Here is a 23,184-nt window from a genome sequence, read left to right as displayed (position 1 = left end):
TTTTCAGTATCTTTTACCCTGGAGTTTTTCGAAATTCAGGCCGGCTGCCGCAGGAACCGGCAGTGGCGGCATCCAAAAGGAAACAAACGGGCCGGGTAACGTATGGCGGATAAAAAAATGGCGGAAGATGTCAAAAAAGAACAACTGCTGAAGTTCAGGGAGCAGATCGATCAACTCGACCAACAGCTGATCCGAACCCTGGCGCAGCGGCAGGAGGTAGTCAGGGAAGTGTTTTCCAAAAAGCTGTCGGACAGTTCACTGATTCGCGATGCCGACCGTGAGGAAGCCCTGCTGAAGAAAGTACGTGAAATGGCCATAAATGCCGGAGTGGACCCCTACTTTGCCGAACAGCTTTTCCGTGATATCATCTATCAGTCGGTCCGCTTTCAGAGCCATTCCCTGCTGGATCATCAGAACAACAAACTGGATGTGAGATCCATCTCGGTCTCCTACCAGGGAACCCGGGGCGCATACAGCCATCAGGCCGCCATGCGCCATTTTTCCGAACGCTACGACGACATCCGCTGCATCGGGTTCAAGACATTTCACCAGGCGGCGGCGGCCGTGGAAGAGGGCGAAACGGATGTGGCCATACTGCCGATTGAGAATACCACCGCCGGCTCCATCAACGATACCTACGATGTACTTGCCGAAAAGGAGCTGCATATCATCGGGGAGGAGGTGCTGAAAGTAAATCACTGCCTGATGACCACCAGGCCGGTGGAGATATCCGATGTTAAACGCATTATCTCACACCCGCAGGCCATCTCCCAATGCAGCCGGTTTCTGGCCGAACTGACCCACTGCCGGGTCGATCCCTATACCGATACCGCCATGGCCGCAAAAAAGGTCAAAGAGGATGCGGATCCCGCCCAGGCAGCGATCGCCAGTTCCTACGCCGCCGAGCTCTACGAGCTGTATATCATTGCCAAAGACATGGCCAATCAGCCGGGAAACTATACCCGTTTTGTCATTGTATCGCGGGATCCGATCGTGTGTGATCCTCAGATTCCGGCCAAGACATCATTGCTGCTGGCAACCGTCCACGAAAAAGGCGCCCTGCTCAAATGCCTGAAGGTGCTCGAGAAGCACGGAATCAATATGACCAAGCTCGAGTCGCGTCCCCGCCTGGGCAAGCCCTGGCAGTATCTGTTCTACGTTGACCTCGAGGGCAATCGGGAGGAGTCCAATATGCGCGCAGCCCTCAAAAAAATCGAGGACAAGGCGGCACATTTCAAAATTCTGGGTTGCTATCCGGCGCAACAGGCCGGGAATTGAAAATTGTGTGCCGGTTTGCGAATTCGTATATTTGGGGATGCGAAACATTCGCATGCTCGAAGCCGGTTTACGTTTTGATCTTTGACGCACCGGTGGGACTTTTTGGTTAAAAAGATCGGATCCATCGTGATCCGATGTTCGGGGCGTGGCGCAGTCCGGTAGCGCACTTGCATGGGGTGCAAGGGGTCGCAGGTTCAAATCCTGTCGCCCCGACGAGAATGGCCTTCATATGACGAATATGAAGGCTATTTTTTTATGGAGAGCATGTGAAAAAGTCATATCTGGGTATAGTTGTACATGGAATTGGGATAATAATGGGATAAAAAAAATCGGGTTGTTTTTCTATTACTATTTGTCCTCTGTTATTCAGAAAATCACTTTTATGGAGACTATTGTGAGATAGTACAAAATGGTACCAATTCCTTCTGTAAGGATCTCACCCAGTATGTTTCTATAGTGCATGGAAAACGAAGCTCGCATATCATACCTATATACGCGATCAATGAAGTCTTTACAAGTTATTGGGGAGCAGAGAACTATCGTGAATCGTCAAGCGACAGTAGTTTTATCGCGTTTGCCCATCCCATTTTCCTAACCGGTAATGATTCACAAATCACCCCCATCAATGTGGTCATGACTGCGTTTGAAATCGACCTTGAAAAAGCTGTGATTGACAGCATAGTCATAGCCAATAACTTGGAATACAGTAACTTCAATCCCGGTTCAGACCTCAACTGGTATAATTAGATCCTTACAAGAAACACCCGGAAAGACCCGATAACAATGGGCATGTATCTTGATAGCCTTGGCGAAACCCGTGCGGCACAGGCAAGCTTTATTCGTTAAAACGTTTACGTAACACTTGAGGACAAGAATATGATAATACTCCGGTTTCTATTAAGTCGTTTTAAATTGATACAGATTAAGTGACTTGTTTCTATGTCCGAAAAAGGGCTCATAAAACAGTTCCAGGAATTACCTGCCGATGCAAAAAGGATTTAAAGCATGTTGACAACCTTCTCTCCAGATATGACATTCTTTTCATCAAAAAGCCTTTGAGTGGATGAAGCAATTCCGATCTAGCCATTGAGTGGAAATCAATGATATGCTCATCGCGGCCACTGCTTTTTCTTTAGAAACAAAACTTATCAGTAAGAATCAAAAGCATTACCAATTTCTTCCTGATTTAAACTTGCTAGAATACCCGTTTCCCGGAGTATAACATACTTGTTGTCGCATTGTCGGGCCATACGCAATCCTTAAACGCACAGGAAGTGCCTTGGTAATGGTGAAACGTATTGATGGTAAGTAAGTGATACTCAACGAGCGTTACTACCCGAGAGGTCGGCTTCGGAAGTCGAGCCATGACTCTTGTTAAATGACCTGAACCCCGGTAACATATCATGGGTTTTGGGTGTTAACTATCAACCGAACTGATTGTGCGCCAATAGCCTGTCATAGCGTGGTTATGGCGGGAGCCAAACCATACCGTTACAATAATAAAGTTTGCCTAATAACTCAAAATCTGCTGTAACAATCCGGTAGTAAAAATCTCTTACTTACAAGGGTTCTTTAATTCTTCTGATTCATCAACACCAAAAAGGAAAATCTCAAAACTTTCATTATCAGCAATTTTGGCTGAGCTCTGCTCCTGGTAGATTTTCGGAACGAACGTACTATTCTTTGTCAATCATAGCCATAGTTATACCTGGTTAGTGACTAGTGCAAACAATACATAGATCGTTATTTATAAAGCGATAATAGTCAGTAGTATTACAAAGTCCGGGAAAGGCCCTAAACTGTTATTCAAAAAATCTCAAAAACATGTTTAAGAACTTGAATTGCATAGCTTTTTTCCTTCTCCTTTGGTTAATCACAGGTTGCAGTACTACGAATACGGTGCACCGAGACTCACCGGCAAGCGCTATTGATGAAATCAATGAATTGTCACAAACCCGTGAAGCCCGGATTAGAAAGACAGACAGAACTCTGTTCATGGGTACAGATCTATCGATCAGAAAGGACACTGTTCGTTGGAACGAGATGGACACCGAACAAGCAAAAGAGTTACCCCTTGATGAGGTAGCGCAGATCCAAATTATTGACCGCAATAAGGGGGCAAGGCGTGGATTGATTTATGGATTGGCAGCAGCAGTTGCCGGTGCTGCTTATGGATACTTTTCTTATAGCGAAGAGGCGGCAGAAGGTTCGATGATTGATTTTGGCGCCGATGGTTCCGCGTTATTAATAGGTTCGGTGGTTGCAATACCCGGTGTTGTAGGTGGCTTGGTGATCGGTGCCGGACGCGGTTATCTGATTACGTTCCATTTTGAAGAGCGCAACATGCCCGAAGCTACTGATCAAAAATAACCTCATTAATAAAAAGGGAGTAAATATGATGAAATGAACATGACCGGGCAAAAGTCCCGACACACAGGAGCATGAATAAAACCGGTCATGTAATTGCATGTGTCCGCTTAATCTAAATTTTTTAGCACATGAAAAAAGTATCACTGATAATAATATCAATGCTGCTTTCCAACAGTTGCGACAGCATACTTTCGCAAAACAATGAAGGCTTCAATCATTGCGATGAGGAGTTGTTTGAAAAGATTCGGGATAAGGGTTCACTTCGGATATGGGTAACTCATGATATGGAATACTCCCGGGAAGGCTTGCTAAGCGAAGAAGAGGCTGCTGAACAACGTGAGCAAATCGAAGCCAGGCATGAGCAACTGTTACATTTGATGGATGATCTGAATCTGGAATATTCGGGTGTCAATCCCATGAGTCATTATCCTTCAATAGTGATGTCGGTTAGAGAACCAGACCTGAAATTCTTGTGCACAAGCGTGCTTGTAGCTGATATAAGGGAAGAGCAGAGTTTACAAACGCAATAAAAGCAGGCAGTAAAAATGATCATGACCGGACCTGGGCCATATCGTTCAGACAACAACGAGTTTAGCGGGATAAACCGCCGGGAACCTGTGAATCATCTGATTAAATTAGATTACATATCTCTATGATGTTAAAATTACCACCCCATATAATACCCCTTCTGTTTTTGTTTTCGGCCTGTGATACCGTGGATCATAATGATGGCGTGGAGGAGGAAAGCCCCTGGGATGACCCCTTCCAGTGGGAAGACCCGTTTGAGCCGGGCGAGTATGGATGGGGAAGCGCGCCGGAAGGAGTGGAATCTTTGTTTAATATCGGCCAAAGTAATGATGGGCAACACTATTATGTTGTACGGCACAGGCCGGCCGATGAACCGTTTGCTCCGTATCATCAGCTTTGGATCGTGGATAAAAACGGAGAAAATCCCCGCTATATCACCTCCCAGATCTACAATGCCGACTGGTCGATGGATAACCGGGAGTTGGCCGTCGGCTTATCCCTGGGAATAAGCTCGTATATAGTCACCTTAAACCTGGAAGAAAACAGCTATAAGCAGTGGACGGGCCAGCCCGATCATCCGATATTTAACAAACAGAGTGAGGTTTTTCCCAAGTGGTTTGCCAATGATGAAAAGATATTGTTTACGGTGAACACTATTTCCTACCAGCAAGAGTATGATTTGGGCGGATACTTTCTGGATATAGAAACCGGAGAATTTGAAGGCCCGGTGACGGATTGGAGATCCAGCAATATGTTCGGTAATCATGAACAAATAATTTGGGGTCAGCATGCAGATCCGGAAAATGATATTGCTATGAATATGGTACGGTACGACCGAACTACCGGCGACTGGCAGTGGGTGACCATGTATCAGTTGGGAGCGGGAAATAGTACAGGCGGGGTGCTTCGTACCTTTAGTGCCGATCCCCGCTCGGAGCGCATCGCGGTTAACAAACATTGGGATAACTCCATGCAGCTTTTTTTATACGATGGGGATAACGACCCGGTACAAATCACCACGGGAGGTTCCGGGGCCGTCAGCTGGAACCATGACAGCACAGAGCTCATTTTTCTGCGGGATATATACGGCTATGGCCGCACGCAGTATGTGCCTTTTCGCCATAACCTGGAAACCGGCCAGACCGAACCGCTCTGGCCGGACCTGCCCGGCTATCTACCCGAATTTCCCGATTTATCCACACAAGACCCTATCCCGGTATCCATAGAGAGGTAGGTCATGCATTACGAGAGTATTCAATGAAATACAAACTAATGGTGAAAGATCATGAAAACAATATACTTTTGGTTAGCAGCAGTAACCATATACTGGTTTGCAAATGCCCACAACGCGCATGGGCAAACGAATGATCCCTATGTCATGGATGGCTCGCAGGATTATTTATTCGAAGTGCATAACATTGACCAGGCCTGGAATTTTACGACAGGCCATAGCGATCAACGCATTGCCATACATTCTCTTCTGGGGGCTTCAGCGGTGCATGAAGATATGCAGGGTCGTTTTTATGCCAATCCGTATCATGCCGGGCTGTTTATGCCAGAACAGGATTACAGCACCGAAATGGCCGGAATTTTGGGGGCAAATGTCGATAACGGTATCGGTATTGCCGGGATCAACTGGGCGGCAAATATGCGCTCTTACAGTTTCCTTCGGGAGGCGGCTTCGGGTGATGATTCGGATTTTATATTTTCGTGGGATAATACCGACTACTATGCCGGCTTTGAAGAAGCCACGACAATGGTGCAACAGGCCATCGATGATGAAAACGACATACATCTTTTTGGATTCGGTCTGCCAACCTCCCGTATAGATGATATTGAGTCTTTGCCGGTTTTGGAATTAGGGATTTATGAAATGGCAGATTTGCCCTCAATGGATGACTTATTCTATCCGGAACTTCCACCAACACCAGAGGAGAGAATGCTGGACATGATACGTAGCATACTGTCCCAGGCATTCGAAGGCCTGTTTTATTCCGGTTATACACCGCCGGCCGCCCATGTCCAGTTTCGGGAAAGGCTTATCGATGCGTATATGGCCGATCAGCTAAAGGTGGCGGCGGCCGGGGAGATTGCTCCGGGCACCGATCAAAAATACTATCTGATCCCTGGTTCCATGGACAAATCCACGCTTACGGTTGCCGGCGGGTATATGGATGATAGTCAAAATTTCATATCATTTAATAACGGCCACGAAGCCGACTATATCGATGTGGCGGCCTATGGAAAAAATGTGGCGGCTACAACCGGATAGGCGACAGACAGTTATACCACGAGTTTTGGTGGTGGATACGCCGCGGCCGCGATCGGGGCTGGTGTGGCCAGTTTAATGCTGGATGTGAACCCGGATTTAAAACCCGAAGACATCCAGAAAGTTCTGAAATTAACAGCGGGTGATGTAGCTCCAGGTCACGACTCCGCATTAGGCGCGGGATATATCAACGCTGAGGCAGCCCTTGATTTTGTGAGCACCAATGATATCCATCATTATGAAGTAAGCACCGCCAATAATGTAGAGGTCATTGATGTACAGCCGGTTTTTCCTAATGAAAATACAACCGTGGAATTAAAAGGATATGATCAAAGCTCAATGCCTATTCATCCTCAGATGCAAATAACATCAGCGCAGTTAAAGAAAGCTGTGCTGAGAGTGGATTTTAATGAGGAGTTAATATCGCAACCGGATGTATGGTTACGCTACAATGGTACTTCCGGGGCACCAATTTCCCTTGAAAGAGTAAGTTTCAGTAAATATCCTGTTAATAATTATGATCGCTATGCCAAATCGGTGGAAATTACAAATGTGGATAACGAGGGTTTTGATGTTGAAATGTACATTTGGGATTATCAACAGTATGATTATGTACCCAAGAAATTAGACCAAGCCGGTTACTACCCAAATATCAATCAAGATGGAGCCATAACAATCGCTTTTTCGATAGTGGGTAGTCCGTTGTCTCATTTTCACCAAGACCACACCTTCACTTCCAGTGAAACCATTAACACCAGCACATACACCGGCACCACCACGATAAATCCCAGCCGCACCGTAACCATCCAAAGCGGTGCCTCGGTAGCCATGTCTGATGAGATCGTAATGCATGAGGCTTTCTGGTCTAATACTACTGTCTACGGGGAGCTTCGGGTAGACGGCACGCTAACCATTGATAGTGGAACCAATATCGAAGGCGGCCGCATCCGGGTACGCGATGGCGGAAAGGTCATTATTCTCGAAGGCACCACCTCCGACGCTACCCGGTTTTTGGTGGACAGTGGCGGGGAAATTGAAATCCGTCCCGGAGCAGATTTGCGTTTTGACCCTGATCAGGGTTTTACCATATATGGACACGCATATTTTAATGGTGGATCAGGATTCGGTTATATTTATTTACAACAAACCGGTTCTTCCGGGGGGTGGTCAGGAGTCCAATTTCAGCCTGGCTCTTCGGGATATCTTAATTATTGTGATATCCGCCATGCTAATAATGGCGTATATGCCAATGGTGCCTCACCAGAAATAACAAATTCAAAAATCAAGAATAATAATACTGGTGTATATTTTGGCTATGCATCCATGTCGATTGAGTACAGCAAACTAAATAATAATTCGACCGGTATCGCTTCCATATATTCTGATATACATTTAGTTGGAAATGAAATTTTTGGGAATTCACTGCGGGGTATTCAAATGGTCGGTGCTACAGTGAATACGATGTATTTTAATGTGCTTGCCAATAATCCAACCGGAATTAATGCTTTGAGTCCCGGAGTGGTCAGTTTTTCGAATAATGATTTTTGGACTTACCATGACCCGGGTTTTCATATATCTGCTGCAAATAATGCCTGGGTATATGGTCAAAATAATTGGTATGGGAGTTCTTCACCAAGTGCCTCCAATTTCACAACATCATCTGGTGGCTTTATTTCATACAATCCCGCATCAACATCACAAAATGCCTGTCATATATGGACTCCATCGAATTTGCAGTGTGACCCTGTATCTCCTAAAGTAGCAGGTGGGTATCAGACTGAAGCAGAATCTGAAATAAATGAACAGGATTTATATGAGGTACTTGTCTTATTAGCAGAAAAGGAAACTGAAGAAGCTCTTGTTCATTTGGAACGTTTATATAAAGAGGCAGAATCATTTAAACTGCGCAGTACTATTTTGCATGTGATGGCCAAGGCCTGGCAGCAGCAAGGTCGGGTTCAGGACTTTTCCAACTACATGGATCGTCAGATTCGAAGCAGTCTTTCCAACACAGATCGCCTGTATGCGGTCATTATGGACCTTGAAAGCCAATTTTTGATACGTGGTGGGAATTATAAACAGGCTGTGAAGAATTATGAATATATCAATGAGTTTTTTTCTGAAGATTCGATGTTACACCAAAATGCACTTTTTGGTTTGGGTTATATACACTTCAATCGCTTGGGAAGCGTTCATCAAGGCGCCCGTTATTTCGGGGAACTCATGGTACGTTACCCTGATTTCGAACTGGCCAAACATATTGACCACATGTACGGAAAGCAAATCGCCGAGGGGGTAGAACGGGCCCGGAAGAAGTTGGCAGAAGAAACACCCGACAAGTTGACGTTGCACCGCAACTATCCGAATCCTTACAACCCGGTTACCACCATCCAGTTTGAGTTGCCCGAGCAGGTCGATGTGCGCCTGACGGTCTACGACATACTGGGCCGCCGGGTGGCAGTACTGGTTAGCGATAAGATGACGGCCGGTACCCACACGGTGCAATTTGATGCCTCGAACCTGGCCAGTGGTGTCTACATCTACCGCATGACCACCCCGGAGTTCAGTAAAACCCGGCGGATGACCGTAATCAAATAAGGTGTTATGTTTAAATCGCGTTCCTTTTTTTAATAAACTAAAGGCTCCCCGAGTAAACCTGAAACCAAACTCAAGGAGCCTTTATGAACACGATAGATCCATATTACATAGGTATCGACGAGCACGATAGTCATTGCATGGGGTGCAAGGGGTCGCAGGTTCAAATCCTGTCGCCCCGACGAACAGAAGGCTTTGTATCACTGTTATATGTCAGCGGTACAAAGCCTTTTTTGTTTGGCGGAATCTTGCTTTGAACAGCAGCACCAAGTATCATTATCCGGGGCGGACATCTTGTTCATTTCAATGATCCCGGTTCGCAGGAACAACAGAGGATGCCGCATGGTTGTATTATATAACTACTGATTCAGGTTGGAACGAAAATCCCCGAAGCTCAATTTATTAGCAGCACAAGCAGTACCCGGCCGCCAAGGCCGTGTTTGAAAACAGACTATTTCACGACAACCAAATCGGCCTGACATTGGAAAAGAAAAAAATTGTAATCATCGGTTCCGGGCTTGGCGGACTCTCCACCGCCCTCCGCCTGTCATCAACCGGGCACCAAATTACCATCCTGGAAAAACACGCGACTCCCGGCGGTCGCTTGAACCAGATCAAACAGGACGGGTTTACGTTCGATATGGGTCCCTCTTTCATGAGCATGACCTACGAAATGAAGGAGCTGTTCGACAGCTGCGGACTGGATCTCCCCGTTACTCTGAAACAACTCGATCCGCTCTACCAGGTGTTTTTTGAAGGGCGCAAAGATCCGTTTCTCATAAAATACGATCTCAGAGAGCTGGAAAAGGAGTTCGGTGATCTGGAACCGGGCTTCGCCGAAAAAGCCGAGCGATACCTTAAGCGCGCAGGCCAGATCTTTCACGACACAGAACACCGTATCGTCAAACGGAACTTCCGCAATAATTTTGAATATCTGGCCGGACTGACCAAAGTGCCGCCCCGCCATATTCCCTATCTTTTCAGAAACATCTGGCAGGAGCTGGAACGCACCTTCCGCTCAGAGGAGGTTCGTATCATTTTCTCATTGATCGCCTTTTTTCTTGGCTCAACCCCGTTCCGTACACCCGCCATCTACTCCATCCTGAATTATACGGAGCTGAAACATGACGGCTACTGGATCATCGAAGGGGGGATGTACCGGCTCGTCGAAGAGATTGTGCGCATTCTGAAACAGCGCAATGTGGAAATCGTCTGCAATACCGAAATTACGGAGACAGTTTCTTCCAATGGCCGTTTGCAGGCAGTTGTAGATAAAAACGGCAAACGGTGGGATGCCGACCTGGTCGTCGCCAATGCCGATGCCGCCGCCTTCAGGGGTGAGGTGCTGAAGCGCCCCCGGTACAGCGAGGAGCGGCTCGACAAGATGGACTGGACCCTGGCACCGTTTACCATCTACCTGGGTGTGGAGGGGAAAATCGAACGGCTCATGCACCATAATTACTTCCTGGGCAGCAACTACCGAGATTATGCCAATACCCTGTTCACCTCGTCGGAGAGTCCGCGGCAACCCTACTACTATGTCAATGTGCCGTCCAAATCCTACGAGGGCAGCGCCCCGCCGGGCTGCGAAAACGTGTTTGTTCTCTGTCCGGTGCCGGATCTGAGGTTCAAGGAAGACTGGTCCGACAAGGAGGTTCTGGCCGAGCGAATCATCGACGATCTGTCAAGCCGCGTCGGGTTCGACATCCAGAAGAACAAGCGCCTCCAGATAACGCTCGGGCCGGACGACTGGGCCGACCAGCTGAACCTGTACAAAGGCTCCGGACTCGGTCTGGCACACGGCATGAACCAGGTCGGAGGCTTCCGGCCCCGGAACAAAGACGAAAAGTTCGACAATTTGTATTATGTAGGCGCTTCAACGGTTCCTGGAACCGGGCTGCCGATGGTAATCATCAGTTCAAAACTGGTATTGGAACGTATATCCGAGGATCATGGATCTCTATTCGAAGACAAGCTTTGAGGTAAGCAGACTGGTCACCAACCGGTACAGCACCTCATTCAGCATGGGGATACGGTTGTTTGCCCGAAAGTTTCGCGAACCGGTTTATGCCCTGTACGGATTTGTCAGGTTGGCCGACGAAATTGTGGATACGTTTCACGGTCACGACAAGAAAGAGCTTATCGAGCGGTTCAGGGCGGATACCTCCGATGCGATCGAACGGAAGATCGCCGTGAATCCCATCCTCCATTCCTTTCAGAAAACGGTGAATCGGTACGGGATCGAAAGGGAGCATATCGACGCGTTTTTTTTCAGCATGGAGCTGGACCTCACAGAGCAGACCTACGGACGGGAATTGTTTGACCGGTATGTCTATGGATCCGCGGAGGTGGTGGGCCTGATGTGCCTCAGGATTTTTTGCGAGGATGACGATGCGCTGTACACCCGGCTCAAGCCCCATGCCCGAGCTCTTGGCGCGGCCTTCCAGAAAGTCAATTTCCTTCGTGATATTCAAAGCGATCTGAACGAACGAAAACGGATTTATCTGCCGGATGTGCCGGACCCGATGTCGCTCGATGAAGAAGAAAAGCGAAAGTTTGAATCCGAAATAGAGGAGGATTTTAGACAGGCGCTGCCCGGAATCAAGGCGCTGCCGGCAAGTTCCCGTTTGGGAGTTTACCTGGCGTACGTATTTTACAGCAGCCTTTTTTCCAAGATCCGCAAAAAATCGATTAACGAACTGATGGCACGTCGCGTTCGCCTTTCCAACATCCGGAAAATGGTGATGCTGATCCGCTCGCTGGTCACCGTTCGGTTTCTGCGATAGAGAGAGTAACCCATGACCAGAACTGTTTTTGTCATATTATTGCTCACGGTGGTGACTGCCACGGGAAGCGCTGCCGGAACGGAAAGCGGTTCTGCAACCGAAGTCGGCAAGGAGGTGCCTGATGCCGATGCCGGTATGGTTGTTTCCGGGCTGGGGGACTCTTTTATCCACTTCATTTACCCTCACATGATGACGTATATCAGGGACACGTTTTATGATGCCGTGGAGAGCCGGGCGGTGACCCAGAGGCTGACCGACTTTTTTGAAAATCAGCTGGACCAGGAGGTATTGTCAACCTACCCGGTAATTCTGGCCTACCATGGAGCCACCAAGACGCTCCTGGCAAAACATGGAAGAAACCCGTTCGCCAGGCTTTCCAATCTTCGCAGCGGATTGCAGACACTCGATGAAGCCACCGACAGGAGCCCGGGGGAATTCGAAATCCGTTTTCTGCGTTTTTCCGTACTCCATCACCTGCCTTCGTTTCTGGGATACGGAGACCAGCTGGATGAGGACACACAGGCTGTTTTTGAACTGCTGGTCAATCAGGAACAGTTCCAGCATATGGATGTGCAAATGGCATGTAACCTTATGGAGTTTATCATCGAATCAGGCCGGCTTGACGACTCGCAGCAAAAGGAAATGATACAGCTGCACGAAAAATTGAAAGCGCATGAGTCTCTATCTTCTGATTAACATTCTTGTTATCGCCGTACCTCTTGCGTTTTCTTTTGAACGCAAAGTTCAGTTCTACAGGAAGTTTCCCGCGGTGCTGGGTTCCATACTGATCGTAGGCACCGTGTATGTGATTTGGGATGTGATCGCCACCCGGCGCGGCGACTGGGCATTCAACCCGGATTATATCCTGGGTGTGTCGCTGTTTGGCCTGCCTCTCGAAGAGGTGATGTTTTTCATCACCATCCCCTTCGCCTGCCTGTTTATCTACGAAAATTTTCGAACGTTTATGCCGGAATTTCGCCTGCCGGTTTCCCGGATCGTATTTGTCACACTGCTTGTCGTTCTGGTAATCAATGCAATACTGAACCTTGGGCAGCATTACACGGCCACCGTTCTTTTTGCCTGGGCGGCATTCATCGCAGCCGCGCTGCTCGTGCGTGAATCACTGCTCTACTCGGGTGTCTTCTGGAGCTTTATCGTGTTTACCCTGGTGCCGTTTCTGGCAGTCAATTACGTGCTCACCTCAACGCCGGTCGTTACCTACAATCCGGAGGCGTTTTCAGGCATTCGTGTCACCACCATACCCCTGGAGGACTTTGCCTACTCCATCTCCATGCTCTCATTTCACGTGCTCATATACCATCTGATATCCGAAAAATGGCCCGGAAAAACCCCGTTGCAATCATAGGAGCCGGACTTGGAGGGCTATCCGCGGCGCTGCATCTGGCCGCAAGAGGCATCCCGGTCGATATTTTCGAAAAAGGATCCGTGCCCGGCGGCAAGGCCGGTGAGATCGTAGACGGACCATTTCGGTTCGACTCGGGTCCGTCGCTCCTGACCCTCCCTGAAGTCGCTACGTCCCTTTTTGAACTGGCCGGAGAGAAGGCAGACCGGCACCTTACCCTGGAACGGCTCGACACCCTCTGCCGCTATTTCTATCCAGACGGAACCCGCCTGGACGCCCATTCCGATAGCGATGCCCTGGCGGCCGAGATCGAACGGGTGACCGGTGAACCCGCCGAGGCGGTAACCCGCTTCCTGGATCATTGCAAGACTATCTACGACCTTACCGCGGACCTCTTTCTGTTCAACGATTTCCGGCACTGGTCATCTTTTGTGAATCTCCAGGCTTTTAAGACACTTCTGAAGATCCGGCGAATTGATCCGTTTCGCACCATGCATCAGGCCAACGCCTCCTTTTTCCGCGATCCGAGGATTGTCCAGCTGTTCGACCGCTACGCCACCTACAACGGATCCAACCCGTATACCGCACCGGCAACCCTGAATATCATATCCCACGTGGAATACCGCATGGGCGGTTATTACATCCGTGAAGGAGTCCACATGCTGCCCAAGGCACTGGCTTCCATTGCCGCTTCGCAGGGGGTGTCGATTCACTACAATACCGGGGTGGAGGAGATCATCCACCGTGACGGAAAAGTAACCGGACTCAAAGTGAACGGTGAAATCGCTTCGTATGATGCCGTTTTCTCCAACGTGGATGCGGGAACCACCTTCACCAAACTGCTTAAGAACCCGGAAGGCAAGGAAGCGCGCCGCTATTTCAGACAGGAAGGCTCCTCCTCGGCAACGGTGTTTTACTGGGGAATGCGCGGTAACGAAGAGCGGCTCGGCAGCCACAACATCCTGTTCTCCTCCGATTACCGGAAAGAGTTTGACGACATGTTCCGGCACCGCCGCTGTCCCGATGACCCGACGGTCTATATTCACATCTCCTCGAGATATAAATCGGATGATGCGCCACCGGATCATGAAAACTGGTACGTGATGGTCAACAGCCCGGCAAACAGCGCCGAAGGCCGTTATCCCGGCACCGATCGCATGCGCGGGATCGTGCAGAAGAAAATCTCATCCATGCTCGGGGAGGATATCTCCGGCCGCATTGTCAGTGAGCAGGTGATGACGCCCTCCGATATTGAGCGGCAGACAGGCAGCCTGAATGGTAGATTGTACGGCATTTCGTCCAATTCCAGGGACGCAGCGTTTCTTCGTCAGTCTGCCCGGTCGAAAGACGTGAACGGACTCTTTTTCTGCGGAGGAAGCGTTCATCCCGGTGGCGGAATCCCGCTGGTGCTGCTTTCCGGAAAACACGCCGCAGAACGGTATCTTGGTGGCCGGATGAATACCTGAGCACCGGACAGAGGGCTGCCGGAAGGGTGGTTGAGCCGGGAATCGGCTCCGCTATGCGAACAAAAGCCAAACACGATCCCGAAATCATAAATCCATGAAGCAGCATTAGATAAACCGTATGATCCAGGCAGTTAACAACCGGTGGGCACGTCGTGTTTTCAACCCCTACCTCTCTTTTCTGATGCGGAGGCATTTTTCCCGTTTCCATATGGTGAACGCGCTGCCGGAATGGGATCGCAAGGCGGGCCTGGTCGTAACGCCCAATCACTACTCCTGGTGGGACGGTTTTTTTGTGGATTTCGTCATGCGCCGATATACCAACCGGGGCATTCGGCTTATGATGCTCGAACGGCAGCTTGCTCGCTACTCTTTCTTCCGCTATCTGGGCGCTTTTTCTATTAATCCCGACAAACCGGCGAGCTTGTTGCAGGCCGTCCGGTACACCCGCAAGCAAATTGCGGATCCCCGCCTCCTTACGGTGATCTACCCGCAGGGAGAGATTGAGCCGTATGACAAAAGGCCGCCGAACGTCAAAAAAGGGCTCCGCCTGTTTCTCGGCGATGCCCCGGAGCATGTGCAGGTGCTGGTAGCGGCGACAAAAATTCAGTATGAGAATGAGCGCCTCCCCTCCGTCTATTTCCGCTCCGGTGCCTTGATTCCCGCCCGAAACGTGGTGGAAGATTTTCGTGTTTTCGAACATGCCTTCAACGAAAACCTGGATCGGCTGGATGAGGCTTCCCGTTCCGCCGCATCCATGCAAGACCTGCTCGCCCGGTGAACATGGCCCTTACCCTGATCCTTATCCTTTTTCTGTTTTTTACGGCTGTCCCCGCAGTGGTGGGTTTGATTAATATGGTCCGGGCGCTGTCGTTCAGCCGGTTGATCAAGCAATTTGCCGGAGCCAGGTCCCCGTCCGGTATTTCCGCGTTAGCCACCGAAGGTGACCCCGATCCGGCAAGTGCGGATAACGCGCCGCTGGTTTCAGTGCTGATTCCGGCCCGCAACGAAGAGAATAACATCGCGGCGTGCCTGGAAAGCGTCAGCCGGCAGTCGGTCCGCCCTATCGAAATTTTGGTGCTTGATGACCAATCTGAAGATGCCACGGCTTCCGTGGTGGAGGAAATGGCATCGAAAGACAATCGAATCGTGCTTCTCAAGGGCAGACCGCTGCCGGACGGATGGCTGGGCAAGAACTGGGCGTGCCATCAGCTTTCTCAGAAAGCGCTGGGCCGCCGGCTGCTGTTTATCGACGCTGACGTCCATCTGGAGCCGGATGCCCTGGCCACCATGCTAAAGCACCAGGATGATCATCCCGCCGATCTGCTGTCGCTGTTCCCTACACAGCGGATGCAAACTGCCGGAGAGTGGCTGGTTGTTCCCCTCATGAACTGGATCCTGCTCTCTTTTCTGCCGATGGAACTGGTTTACCGCTCTTCCGACCCGTCATTTGTTGCGGCCAACGGCCAGTTCATGCTATTCCGGGCCGGGGCATACAGAGCGCTTGGGGGTCATGAATCCGTACGTAGAGAAGTTGTTGAGGATATGGCGCTGGCTCGTATTTTTAAGCAAAACGGAAAGCGGGTAATCACGCGACCCGACGGCGGAGTGGTTTCATGCCGCATGTACCCCGGTTTGCGCGCCTCACTCGACGGGTTCACCAAGAATTTTTTCCCGGGATTCAACAGCACTCCGTTTCGTTTTCTGATGATGCTTGCGGTCGTTTTCCTGCTGTTCACACTGCCGCTGTTTCTGTTGTTCCATCATCAGGGATTCCTTCTGGCCCTGGTACCGATCGCTTTGAATCGATTTTTCACTTCGGTAGCATCGCGGCAGAATCCCGTGATTAACGTTTTGTTGCATCCCCTGCAGATGGTGTTTCTCGTGATTGTTGGTATTCGTTCTGTGCGTGCTGCCAAGCAGGGAAGCATCATCTGGAAAGACAGAAGGGTGTAACCCGGGATTTGCGATACGGCCCCGGTGCAACATCCAAAATCATCACCATAAAGAAAAGTTTATAGCGGCCGGCGGAGCTTCCCGGGGACCGTTAACCTGCGATTATCCATGGAGAAAATGAATATCCTTGCCCGATACGGAAAATACGGAGTCATCTACATCATTTTTTTGGTGGGGGTGGCCGGACACCTGATTGAAGCCGTGCGGCCGCTGATGCTTGCAATGACGCCATACACCCTGCTTGTGATGAGTTCGTACGTGTTGTGGTTTGCTATGAGAGAAGCCGGTCCGGTTCTGATGGTTTGGGGTGCCGTCGTGTTTGCGGCCACTTTCCTGCTCGAAGCCGCCGGGGTTTATACCGGATTGCTGTTCGGTACGTATGAGTACGGGGATGTTCTTGGTAGTACTATTCTTGGCGTGCCTCCCATCATTGGGCTGAACTGGGTGATGGTGGTTCTTGGCGCGGCCGGAATTGCGGGCCGTTTCCTGAAAAGGCCCCTGCCCGCCGCCCTGGCAACGGCCGTCCTGGCGGTAGCATTCGATTTCATTATGGAACCGGTGGCAATTCAGCTGGGATACTGGAGCTGGGGTGGAAACGGAGATATTCCGCTTCAGAATTACGGGATGTGGGCGGTCGCCTCCTTTGTGCTTTCATGGCCGCTGTTCCGGATACCGATCCGTCATACCATGCCGGTAGTCATCCATTATTTCTTTGCACTGGCCCTGTTTTTTGCCATTCTGCTGGCTGTCAAGCTTTAAACGGTTTCGCCTGCCTCCCGGAAGAGAAATTCTTGCCATCCTGTGGACACATGACGCCAATATCGCCGCCACCCCGGTATAAAGCTGAGAATCGGTGAACAAGCTCTATGTTTACGAAATTTTACAACTATTGTATCCTGAAAAAGGGTGCTAAAAAAAATTAAGAGGGTAATACAGCGCATTCCGGTGAGTTGTAGGGACACTGAACAAATAAAAAACGCAACAAAAGAACACCAAAGTAACGAGGTTCCTATATGAAATTTCAGTCCCTTATCATCGCACTCACCGCTATCGCATTTGCTTGTTTCGCAGTGCCGGCACAGGCGCAGTTTGAACAGCCCCAGCCGGAGGCGCCGCAAATCGAAGTTTCCGACGATGAACTGGAAGCTTTTGTGGATGCGTCCATGAATGCTCAGACGGTGCAGGCTCAGTCGCAGCAGGAGATGGTTGAGGTTGTAAATGAAGAGGGCATCGATGTCCAGACCTACAACAATATCATGCGCGCCGAGCAGATGGGAGAATCTCCCGAAGAGCTTGACGTTTCAGCGGAGGATATGGCCAAATTTGAGAGTGCCTTCGAGCAGATTCAGGTAATTGAGGAAGAGATGAATGTGCAGCTTGAGGCGGCGGTAGAGCAGGAAGGCATCGACATGGACCGTTTTCAGGAGATCAACATGGCGGTTCAGCAGGATCCCGAGCTGCAGCAAAGAGTTCAGCAAATGATCCAGGAAGAGCAAATGCAAGAGGGAGAGCCGGGCGGACAGCAGTATTAATCCGTTGAGCCGGTTTAGCGCCGGAGTATTGAGCATGTAAGACAATTATCCTGAGCGCAACAAGAGTACAGCCCTGGCGGACCCGTTTCGTCAGGGCTGTTTTTTTCCCAGCACCATTTCCAGAAACGTATTCCTGACCTCTTCACCGGTATCACGAAAATAGAGGAAAGGGACATGCCGATCCGGTTTGGTCGTATCCGCCTCAATTCCCCACAACGGGACAAGCTCGTTGGGTACCATGGAATAGCGGGCATCACCAATGATCTGGTCATCGTCCGGATGGAAAATCAGGTAGCCGTCCGAGAAACGCTGAAACCTGCGCAGATCATCGTACAGAACGGTTCCTTTCATGTGTGAGAAATGGCGGGATGGCGTGACAAGCGGGGTTACATCCCCAGGATAAACCACCGGTGGTGCAAAGAATCCGGAACGAACAGCATCCACATGAATGGAATCGCCGGATTGGTAGGTGCTCCGCCAAAGCACCAGATTTCCGATCGTGGGCTTTACTACCATCCGCTCGACCGTGTGACCTCTTTGCTGCGCTACGGCTTCCATAGCTGCGGTACCCCGCTCACGCTGGATAAATCCGGCCAGAAGATAGATCGCCAGCCAGGCAAAGAAGAGCCAGGCGAACCTTTTTTTGCGATAGTAGAAGGCGGCTCCTGCCAGAACGCCCATCACTATGGTCAGCAGCGGATCCACGATGGGCAGCAGATGCCAGGCGACTCGGGTGTCGGAAAAAGGCCAAAGCAGCTCGGTGCCGTAGCTGGTCACGGCATCCATGAAGCCATGAGTGGCGAAGCCCAGCAGGCTGAAGAAAAAAAGCTCACGGAAAGAGAGGTGGTTTCGCATCAGCCACCAGAGGAGTCCTGCGGTCAGGAGGGCTCCCACCGGTATGAACAGGAGGGCGTGCGTGAACTGCCGGTGTATTTCAATATTGAAAAGAGGATCGGCAGGATGATGAATAAACGTCTCCAGGTCGGGGAGCATCGCTGCGACCAGGCCGGTCAACGCGGCAGGCCTTTGCTTCTCTTTGTCGGATGCCAGCTGAGCGGCTGCGGCGCCGGTCAGGCCGTGCGTAATCGGATCCATAGGTTGTGACTGCAGGACAGTTCCGTGCCAGGGCTATCCTGGTTTTCAATTGAAGACGAAGCAGGTCTCCGGCCGGGATCCCGAAGCAGATGTGGGGTGCCCGGCCGGAAAGGCTTCGCACCCGATCGCCGAAAGGTGCCGTCTGTTGCGGCGGATCAGGTGCCCTGAACTTTCTTGTCAACCGAGTATCCACCGCTGCCCATCAGTGCGAGCGCGGCGCTGGCAACAAGCAGCATCAGGTCAAGTCGATATGCCGAGAAATCCTGACCCAGTTTGGTTGTGAGGATGGCGACCACCATAATTACAGCCAGGAGTATGGCCGGAATACGGATATAGGCACCGGCAAGCACCATTAGTCCGCCAACAAACTCAACGATGGCAACTACCCAGGCCATGAAACCAGCCATCGGGATACCTATGTCACCGAAGAAGCCTTGCACACCCTCGATGCCGGTTATTTTGCCCCATCCGGCAACTACAAAAATGAGACCCACGCCCAGACGCAAAAGCAAAAGAGCAATATCCTTGTTTTGATCGGAAGTCGTATTGGTCATGATTTTCCCCGTTTTTTTTCTGTTTAGGTTGCTGTAAGTACAAATATGCTCGTTAGTTGTCCCATGTAACAACCGATCGGTCCGGATCATTCGCCGCCCTAACAGAGAGCGTTTATTGGAGCGTCTAAAAAAAAATAAAAAAATGTGTAAGGAAAGTACCTATTTGTGCTCTATCTCTATGAAGGCCTGGAATTATTCCCGTTTGGGAAGATTCTTTGCTAACAGACCTGAAAGTGGGCCGGATGTTGATACATTCGGCCCTTCTTTTTTTCGCATAATTAATTACCTTTGGCGTTGTAACGGGGTCTGATTTTTTTTTGCCATAAACAATGGATACGGGTCTGATGAATGTGATTTTACGTCAATTTTTACGGGTTGCCGCGCTGTTGGTCTGTCTGCTGGCCGTCATATCCTATCCCCTGAAATTTGGGACGGTAACCGAACTTGGCGCTGCGGAAAATGCGGGAGAGTCTTCTTTGCCGGAGGAACAGGACGAGGAGTATCTCGCATGGGTTGAAGAGTGGCACAGTAACCGCATTGAAAGGCTCAATGATGACCAGGGGTGGCTTCGCCTGGCGGGCCTTTACTGGCTGGATGAGGGCGAACAGCTTTTCGGTAGTGGCGAACGGGCGCGCGTCCGTTTTCCCGAGGGTTCTATTCCGGAGTATGCCGGAATATTTGAACTCAGGAGTGACTCGGTGTTCATCCGGGTGGTTGGAAATGTCGATATTCGCGACAACCGCGGGCGAGGGGTCCGCGAAGAGCTGATATATCCTTCCGATGAGCGGAAGGAGCTGCAGTACCGGACACTGACCTGGTTCGTGGTGCAGCGCGATGATAAATTCGGTATCCGCCTGTATGATGATAATAGTCCGCATCTCCGCCATTTTGATGGAATCGACCGGTTCGAAGTCGATCGCAAGTACCGGGTCGAGGCCGATTTTGATCCGCACGAGGAGGGCGCGACCATGATGATCGAGAATGTGCTGGGACAGATGATCGAGTGGGATGTGGCCGGAACGCTGATGTTCTCCCTGGATGATCAGGAGATCTCCATGGTGGCCCTGGGTACGGGCGACCGGCTTTTTATTCCGTTTGCCGATGCCACGACGGGCGACGAGACCTATCCCGGCGGCCGTTTTGTCTATATCGACCGTCCATCCCCGGGAGAGCCGGCAGTCATTGACTTCAACGTCTCCTATAATCCGCCATGCGCCATCAACCCGCATACGACTTGTCCGCTGCCGCCGCCGCAAAACCGGCTGAATGTTGCCATCCGCGCGGGTGAAAAGCACTACGAAATGTACCGGGAGGAGGAGTAGCAGCAGACCGGGGATTCCGTCATTTGGCTTGCAGCACGGCTACTTTTTTCGTCCAAGCCAGTTCATCAGCCCATCAAGAGGCATGGCATTGAGAATCTGCCGGGCCGGGAAGCCGGCTTTCCGTGCGGTGCCGATTCCGTATCGGACATGGTCCAGCCCTTCAATGGTATGGGCATCCGGACAAATCGCGCTCATCATGCCCGCTTCTCTCGCTTTTCGGCCATAGCGCCAGTCGAGGTCAAGGCGCCTGGGGTTGGCATTGATCTCTATCGCCGTATGGTGTTCGGCGGCAAACGGGATGAGTTGGTTGAGGTCGGCCTTGTTGCCGTCGCGCTGGAGCAGCAACCTGCCGGTAGGATGTCCGATTATGTGGATCAGCGGATGAGCCGCGGCCCGTTTCAGCCGGTCGAGCATTTTCTCCGGCGGCTGATCCAGACCGGAGTGCACGCTTCCGATCACCACGTCAAAGCCACTGAGAACATCATTCGGATAATCCAGGCTCCCGTCAGAGAGGATGTCCGATTCAATGCCCTTCAGAACACGAAACCCGGTGCCGCTTTTATCGAACTCGTCGTTGAGCAGGTCGATTTCCTTCCACTGTTCATGGACGCGATCGATGGAGAGTCCCCCGGCATAGGCAGCCGAACGGGAATGGTCGGTGATCGAAAGATAGCGGTATCCGCGTTCGATGCAGGCCTCGGCCATTTCGCGAATTGATGCCCGGCCGTCGCTCCAGGTGGAGTGGGCATGGAGGATGCCCATGATATCCGATTCGGCAACAAGATCCGGCTCCTTGCCGCCGTCGGCGAGTTCAAATTCGCCGTGATCCTCCCGGAGCTCGGGCGGAATAAAGCCGAGCCCGAGGTGCCGGTATAGATCAGCTTCGCTGCCGGTACTCAGAGGCCGCTCAAAGTCGGCCTGTTTTTCCGAATTCTGATGGAACAGGCCATACTCATTGAGCTGCAGGTCTCGTTCGCGGGCGCGCCGGCGCATAGCCACGTTATGCTCTTTGCTGCCGGTAAAATACATCAGCGCGGGGGCGAAATGTGCGGGTGCGACAATGCGCAGGTCCACCTGGCGGCCTTCCCGTGTGCGCACCGAGCTTTTCGTGGAACCGTGTCCCAGTACCTCGACCACCCGCTCGTCCGTTACAAATTGTTCCATGATCCGCTCTGAGGCGTCTTCCCCGGCGGCGACGAGGATGTCGATGTCGCCTATGGTTTCGCCCGCCCGCCTGAGGGATCCCGCTATGGAGATCTGCTCCACCCCGTCGGCGTGTTTCAAATTCTCAAGAAAACTTTCGGCAATCACCGCCGCTTCATCTATCCGGCAGCGCTCGGCAAACTGCTCCATCCAGTCGATCGATGTGAGGATCTTCTCGGCGGATTTTTTTCCCATGCCCGGCAAGGCGGCCACCGACCCGTCCTCGCAGCGCTCTTTCAACTCCGACAATTCGGTAATGCCCAGCTCCTTGTGGATCTTGTAGATTTTCTTGGGACCCATACCTGAGATATCCAGCCACCGAAAAAGGCCCTGCGGCACCTGCTTGCGAAGCTTTTCCCGCACCGGTACCTGCCCGATTTCCGCAAACGCATAAATGTCATCTGCTATGGACTTCCCTACGCCTTTTAAGTCTGTAAGACGATGCTCCTCAATAAGTAGATTGATGTCATCGTCCATGTTTTCTATGGAACGGGCGGCGCGGTCGAACGCCATGGCGCGGAACTCATTTTCGCCGGAGAGGCGCATGAGCGTACCGATTTCCTCGAGCAGTGCGACAACTTCATCCTTTTTAACAGGGTCGGGCATAACGATATATCGGTTATCAGAGTGGGTGATTGGTGTACGGACAACGTTTCCCGGCGGAAAAAAAACGGAAGCATCCACCGTCGGGCTGTCCCGGCAACGGAAAAACGGTGCCGCGGCAGGCATGAATCGTAACAAATTAAGGTACTGGAACGCTCCCCAAAAGCCATCTTTTCAATTCATCATTTTATCTGATCACCGTTTTTGCTAATCTGTGGGCAGCCTGACCGCGTCAGGCGGTGCCGGCGGTTGCGTGCGGAACCGGGG

19 protein-coding genes and 1 tRNA gene are annotated in these 23,184 nt (G+C 50.9%); 17 read left to right on the top strand and 3 right to left on the bottom strand.

Annotated elements, in window-relative coordinates:
- Positions 1–102 precede the first annotated feature (102 nt).
- The 16 genes from pheA to QA596_04875 all read left to right on the top strand — a co-directional run bounded on the left by pheA (position 103) and on the right by QA596_04875 (position 18,140).
- Positions 103–1,278, top strand: a complete 1,176-nt coding sequence (gene pheA / locus QA596_04950; GenBank protein ID MDG5766806.1) for a prephenate dehydratase — start codon at positions 103–105, stop codon at positions 1,276–1,278.
- A gap of 139 nt (positions 1,279–1,417) precedes the next feature.
- A tRNA-Pro gene (locus tag QA596_04945) sits at positions 1,418–1,491 on the top strand.
- 1,611 nt (positions 1,492–3,102) lie between these two features.
- On the top strand, positions 3,103–3,648 hold the full coding sequence (locus tag QA596_04940) for a hypothetical protein (protein ID MDG5766805.1): 546 nt from the start codon (positions 3,103–3,105) through the stop codon (positions 3,646–3,648).
- A gap of 128 nt (positions 3,649–3,776) precedes the next feature.
- Positions 3,777–4,178, top strand: a complete 402-nt coding sequence (locus QA596_04935; GenBank protein ID MDG5766804.1) for a hypothetical protein — start codon at positions 3,777–3,779, stop codon at positions 4,176–4,178.
- A gap of 185 nt (positions 4,179–4,363) precedes the next feature.
- On the top strand, positions 4,364–5,410 hold the full coding sequence (locus QA596_04930; protein MDG5766803.1) for a hypothetical protein: 1,047 nt from the start codon (positions 4,364–4,366) through the stop codon (positions 5,408–5,410).
- A gap of 51 nt (positions 5,411–5,461) precedes the next feature.
- Complete coding sequence (locus QA596_04925) at positions 5,462–6,448, top strand: S8 family serine peptidase (GenBank protein ID MDG5766802.1); 987 nt, start codon at positions 5,462–5,464, stop codon at positions 6,446–6,448.
- A 63-nt stretch (positions 6,449–6,511) separates the two neighbouring features.
- On the top strand, positions 6,512–9,043 hold the full coding sequence (locus QA596_04920; GenBank protein MDG5766801.1) for a T9SS type A sorting domain-containing protein: 2,532 nt from the start codon (positions 6,512–6,514) through the stop codon (positions 9,041–9,043).
- A 478-nt stretch (positions 9,044–9,521) separates the two neighbouring features.
- Positions 9,522–11,021: a phytoene desaturase family protein gene (gene crtI, locus QA596_04915; GenBank protein MDG5766800.1), complete on the top strand. Its 1,500-nt coding sequence runs from the start codon at positions 9,522–9,524 to the stop codon at positions 11,019–11,021.
- On the top strand, positions 10,993–11,826 hold the full coding sequence (locus QA596_04910; protein ID MDG5766799.1) for a phytoene/squalene synthase family protein: 834 nt from the start codon (positions 10,993–10,995) through the stop codon (positions 11,824–11,826). Before crtI (QA596_04915) ends, QA596_04910 begins: the two co-directional genes overlap by 29 nt.
- Before the next feature lie 12 nt (positions 11,827–11,838).
- Positions 11,839–12,522: a hypothetical protein gene (locus QA596_04905; GenBank protein ID MDG5766798.1), complete on the top strand. Its 684-nt coding sequence runs from the start codon at positions 11,839–11,841 to the stop codon at positions 12,520–12,522.
- Positions 12,500–13,192 (top strand): lycopene cyclase domain-containing protein, encoded by a 693-nt coding sequence (locus tag QA596_04900; protein MDG5766797.1) that lies wholly within the window; start codon positions 12,500–12,502, stop codon positions 13,190–13,192. The genes QA596_04905 and QA596_04900 overlap by 23 nt, the downstream gene beginning before the upstream one ends.
- Complete coding sequence (crtI, locus tag QA596_04895) at positions 13,162–14,655, top strand: phytoene desaturase family protein (protein ID MDG5766796.1); 1,494 nt, start codon at positions 13,162–13,164, stop codon at positions 14,653–14,655. Before QA596_04900 ends, crtI (QA596_04895) begins: the two co-directional genes overlap by 31 nt.
- A gap of 118 nt (positions 14,656–14,773) precedes the next feature.
- Entirely contained in the window at positions 14,774–15,433 is a 660-nt protein-coding gene (locus QA596_04890) for a lysophospholipid acyltransferase family protein (GenBank protein MDG5766795.1), read from the top strand.
- Positions 15,434–15,435: 2 nt separating this feature from the next.
- Entirely contained in the window at positions 15,436–16,608 is a 1,173-nt protein-coding gene (locus QA596_04885) for a glycosyltransferase family A protein (protein ID MDG5766794.1), read from the top strand.
- Between the two features lie 108 nt (positions 16,609–16,716).
- Positions 16,717–17,367, top strand: coding sequence for a carotenoid biosynthesis protein (locus tag QA596_04880; GenBank protein MDG5766793.1), 651 nt, complete (start codon positions 16,717–16,719; stop codon positions 17,365–17,367).
- 254 nt (positions 17,368–17,621) lie between these two features.
- Entirely contained in the window at positions 17,622–18,140 is a 519-nt protein-coding gene (locus QA596_04875) for a DUF4168 domain-containing protein (protein ID MDG5766792.1), read from the top strand.
- Positions 18,141–18,230: 90 nt separating this feature from the next.
- Here QA596_04875 and QA596_04870 read toward each other — a convergent pair whose 3' ends face one another.
- On the bottom strand, positions 18,231–19,235 hold the full coding sequence (locus QA596_04870) for a metal-dependent hydrolase (GenBank protein MDG5766791.1): 1,005 nt from the start codon (positions 19,233–19,235) through the stop codon (positions 18,231–18,233).
- A gap of 155 nt (positions 19,236–19,390) precedes the next feature.
- Entirely contained in the window at positions 19,391–19,789 is a 399-nt protein-coding gene (locus tag QA596_04865; GenBank protein MDG5766790.1) for a DoxX family protein, read from the bottom strand.
- A 350-nt stretch (positions 19,790–20,139) separates the two neighbouring features.
- On the opposite strand from QA596_04865, the gene QA596_04860 reads away from it, so the two are divergent.
- A complete protein-coding gene (locus tag QA596_04860; protein ID MDG5766789.1) occupies positions 20,140–21,111 on the top strand; it encodes a DUF1684 domain-containing protein in 972 nt (323 codons plus the stop codon).
- Between the two features lie 39 nt (positions 21,112–21,150).
- On the opposite strand, the gene polX is transcribed toward QA596_04860, so the two are convergent.
- A complete protein-coding gene (gene polX, locus QA596_04855; protein ID MDG5766788.1) occupies positions 21,151–22,920 on the bottom strand; it encodes a DNA polymerase/3'-5' exonuclease PolX in 1,770 nt (589 codons plus the stop codon).
- Between the last annotated feature and the right edge of the window lie 264 nt (positions 22,921–23,184).

The sequence above is a fragment of the Balneolales bacterium ANBcel1 genome, from assembly GCA_029688905.1.
GTDB lineage: Bacteria > Bacteroidota > Rhodothermia > Balneolales > Natronogracilivirgulaceae > SLLW01.
The sequence above is the reverse complement of the archived record's forward strand: the minus strand, read 5'-3'. Positions and strand labels throughout refer to the sequence as shown.

What these genes read in the sequence shown, in the direction of transcription:
- QA596_04905 (MDG5766798.1), top strand. Translation starts at nt 11,839, where the DNA reads ATGACCAGAACTGTTTTTGTCATATTATTGCTCACGGTGGTGACTGCC.
- QA596_04890 (MDG5766795.1), top strand. Translation starts at nt 14,774, where the DNA reads ATGATCCAGGCAGTTAACAACCGGTGGGCACGTCGTGTTTTCAACCCC.
- QA596_04900 (MDG5766797.1), top strand. Translation starts at nt 12,500, where the DNA reads ATGAGTCTCTATCTTCTGATTAACATTCTTGTTATCGCCGTACCTCTT.
- QA596_04940 (MDG5766805.1), top strand. Translation starts at nt 3,103, where the DNA reads ATGTTTAAGAACTTGAATTGCATAGCTTTTTTCCTTCTCCTTTGGTTA.
- QA596_04875 (MDG5766792.1), top strand. Translation starts at nt 17,622, where the DNA reads ATGAAATTTCAGTCCCTTATCATCGCACTCACCGCTATCGCATTTGCT.
- crtI (MDG5766796.1), top strand. Translation starts at nt 13,162, where the DNA reads ATGGCCCGGAAAAACCCCGTTGCAATCATAGGAGCCGGACTTGGAGGG.
- QA596_04870 (MDG5766791.1), bottom strand. Translation starts at nt 19,235, where the DNA reads ATGGATCCGATTACGCACGGCCTGACCGGCGCCGCAGCCGCTCAGCTG.
- QA596_04925 (MDG5766802.1), top strand. Translation starts at nt 5,462, where the DNA reads ATGAAAACAATATACTTTTGGTTAGCAGCAGTAACCATATACTGGTTT.
- pheA (MDG5766806.1), top strand. Translation starts at nt 103, where the DNA reads ATGGCGGATAAAAAAATGGCGGAAGATGTCAAAAAAGAACAACTGCTG.
- QA596_04880 (MDG5766793.1), top strand. Translation starts at nt 16,717, where the DNA reads ATGGAGAAAATGAATATCCTTGCCCGATACGGAAAATACGGAGTCATC.
- polX (MDG5766788.1), bottom strand. Translation starts at nt 22,920, where the DNA reads ATGCCCGACCCTGTTAAAAAGGATGAAGTTGTCGCACTGCTCGAGGAA.
- QA596_04885 (MDG5766794.1), top strand. Translation starts at nt 15,436, where the DNA reads ATGGCCCTTACCCTGATCCTTATCCTTTTTCTGTTTTTTACGGCTGTC.
- QA596_04910 (MDG5766799.1), top strand. Translation starts at nt 10,993, where the DNA reads ATGGATCTCTATTCGAAGACAAGCTTTGAGGTAAGCAGACTGGTCACC.
- QA596_04935 (MDG5766804.1), top strand. Translation starts at nt 3,777, where the DNA reads ATGAAAAAAGTATCACTGATAATAATATCAATGCTGCTTTCCAACAGT.
- QA596_04865 (MDG5766790.1), bottom strand. Translation starts at nt 19,789, where the DNA reads ATGACCAATACGACTTCCGATCAAAACAAGGATATTGCTCTTTTGCTT.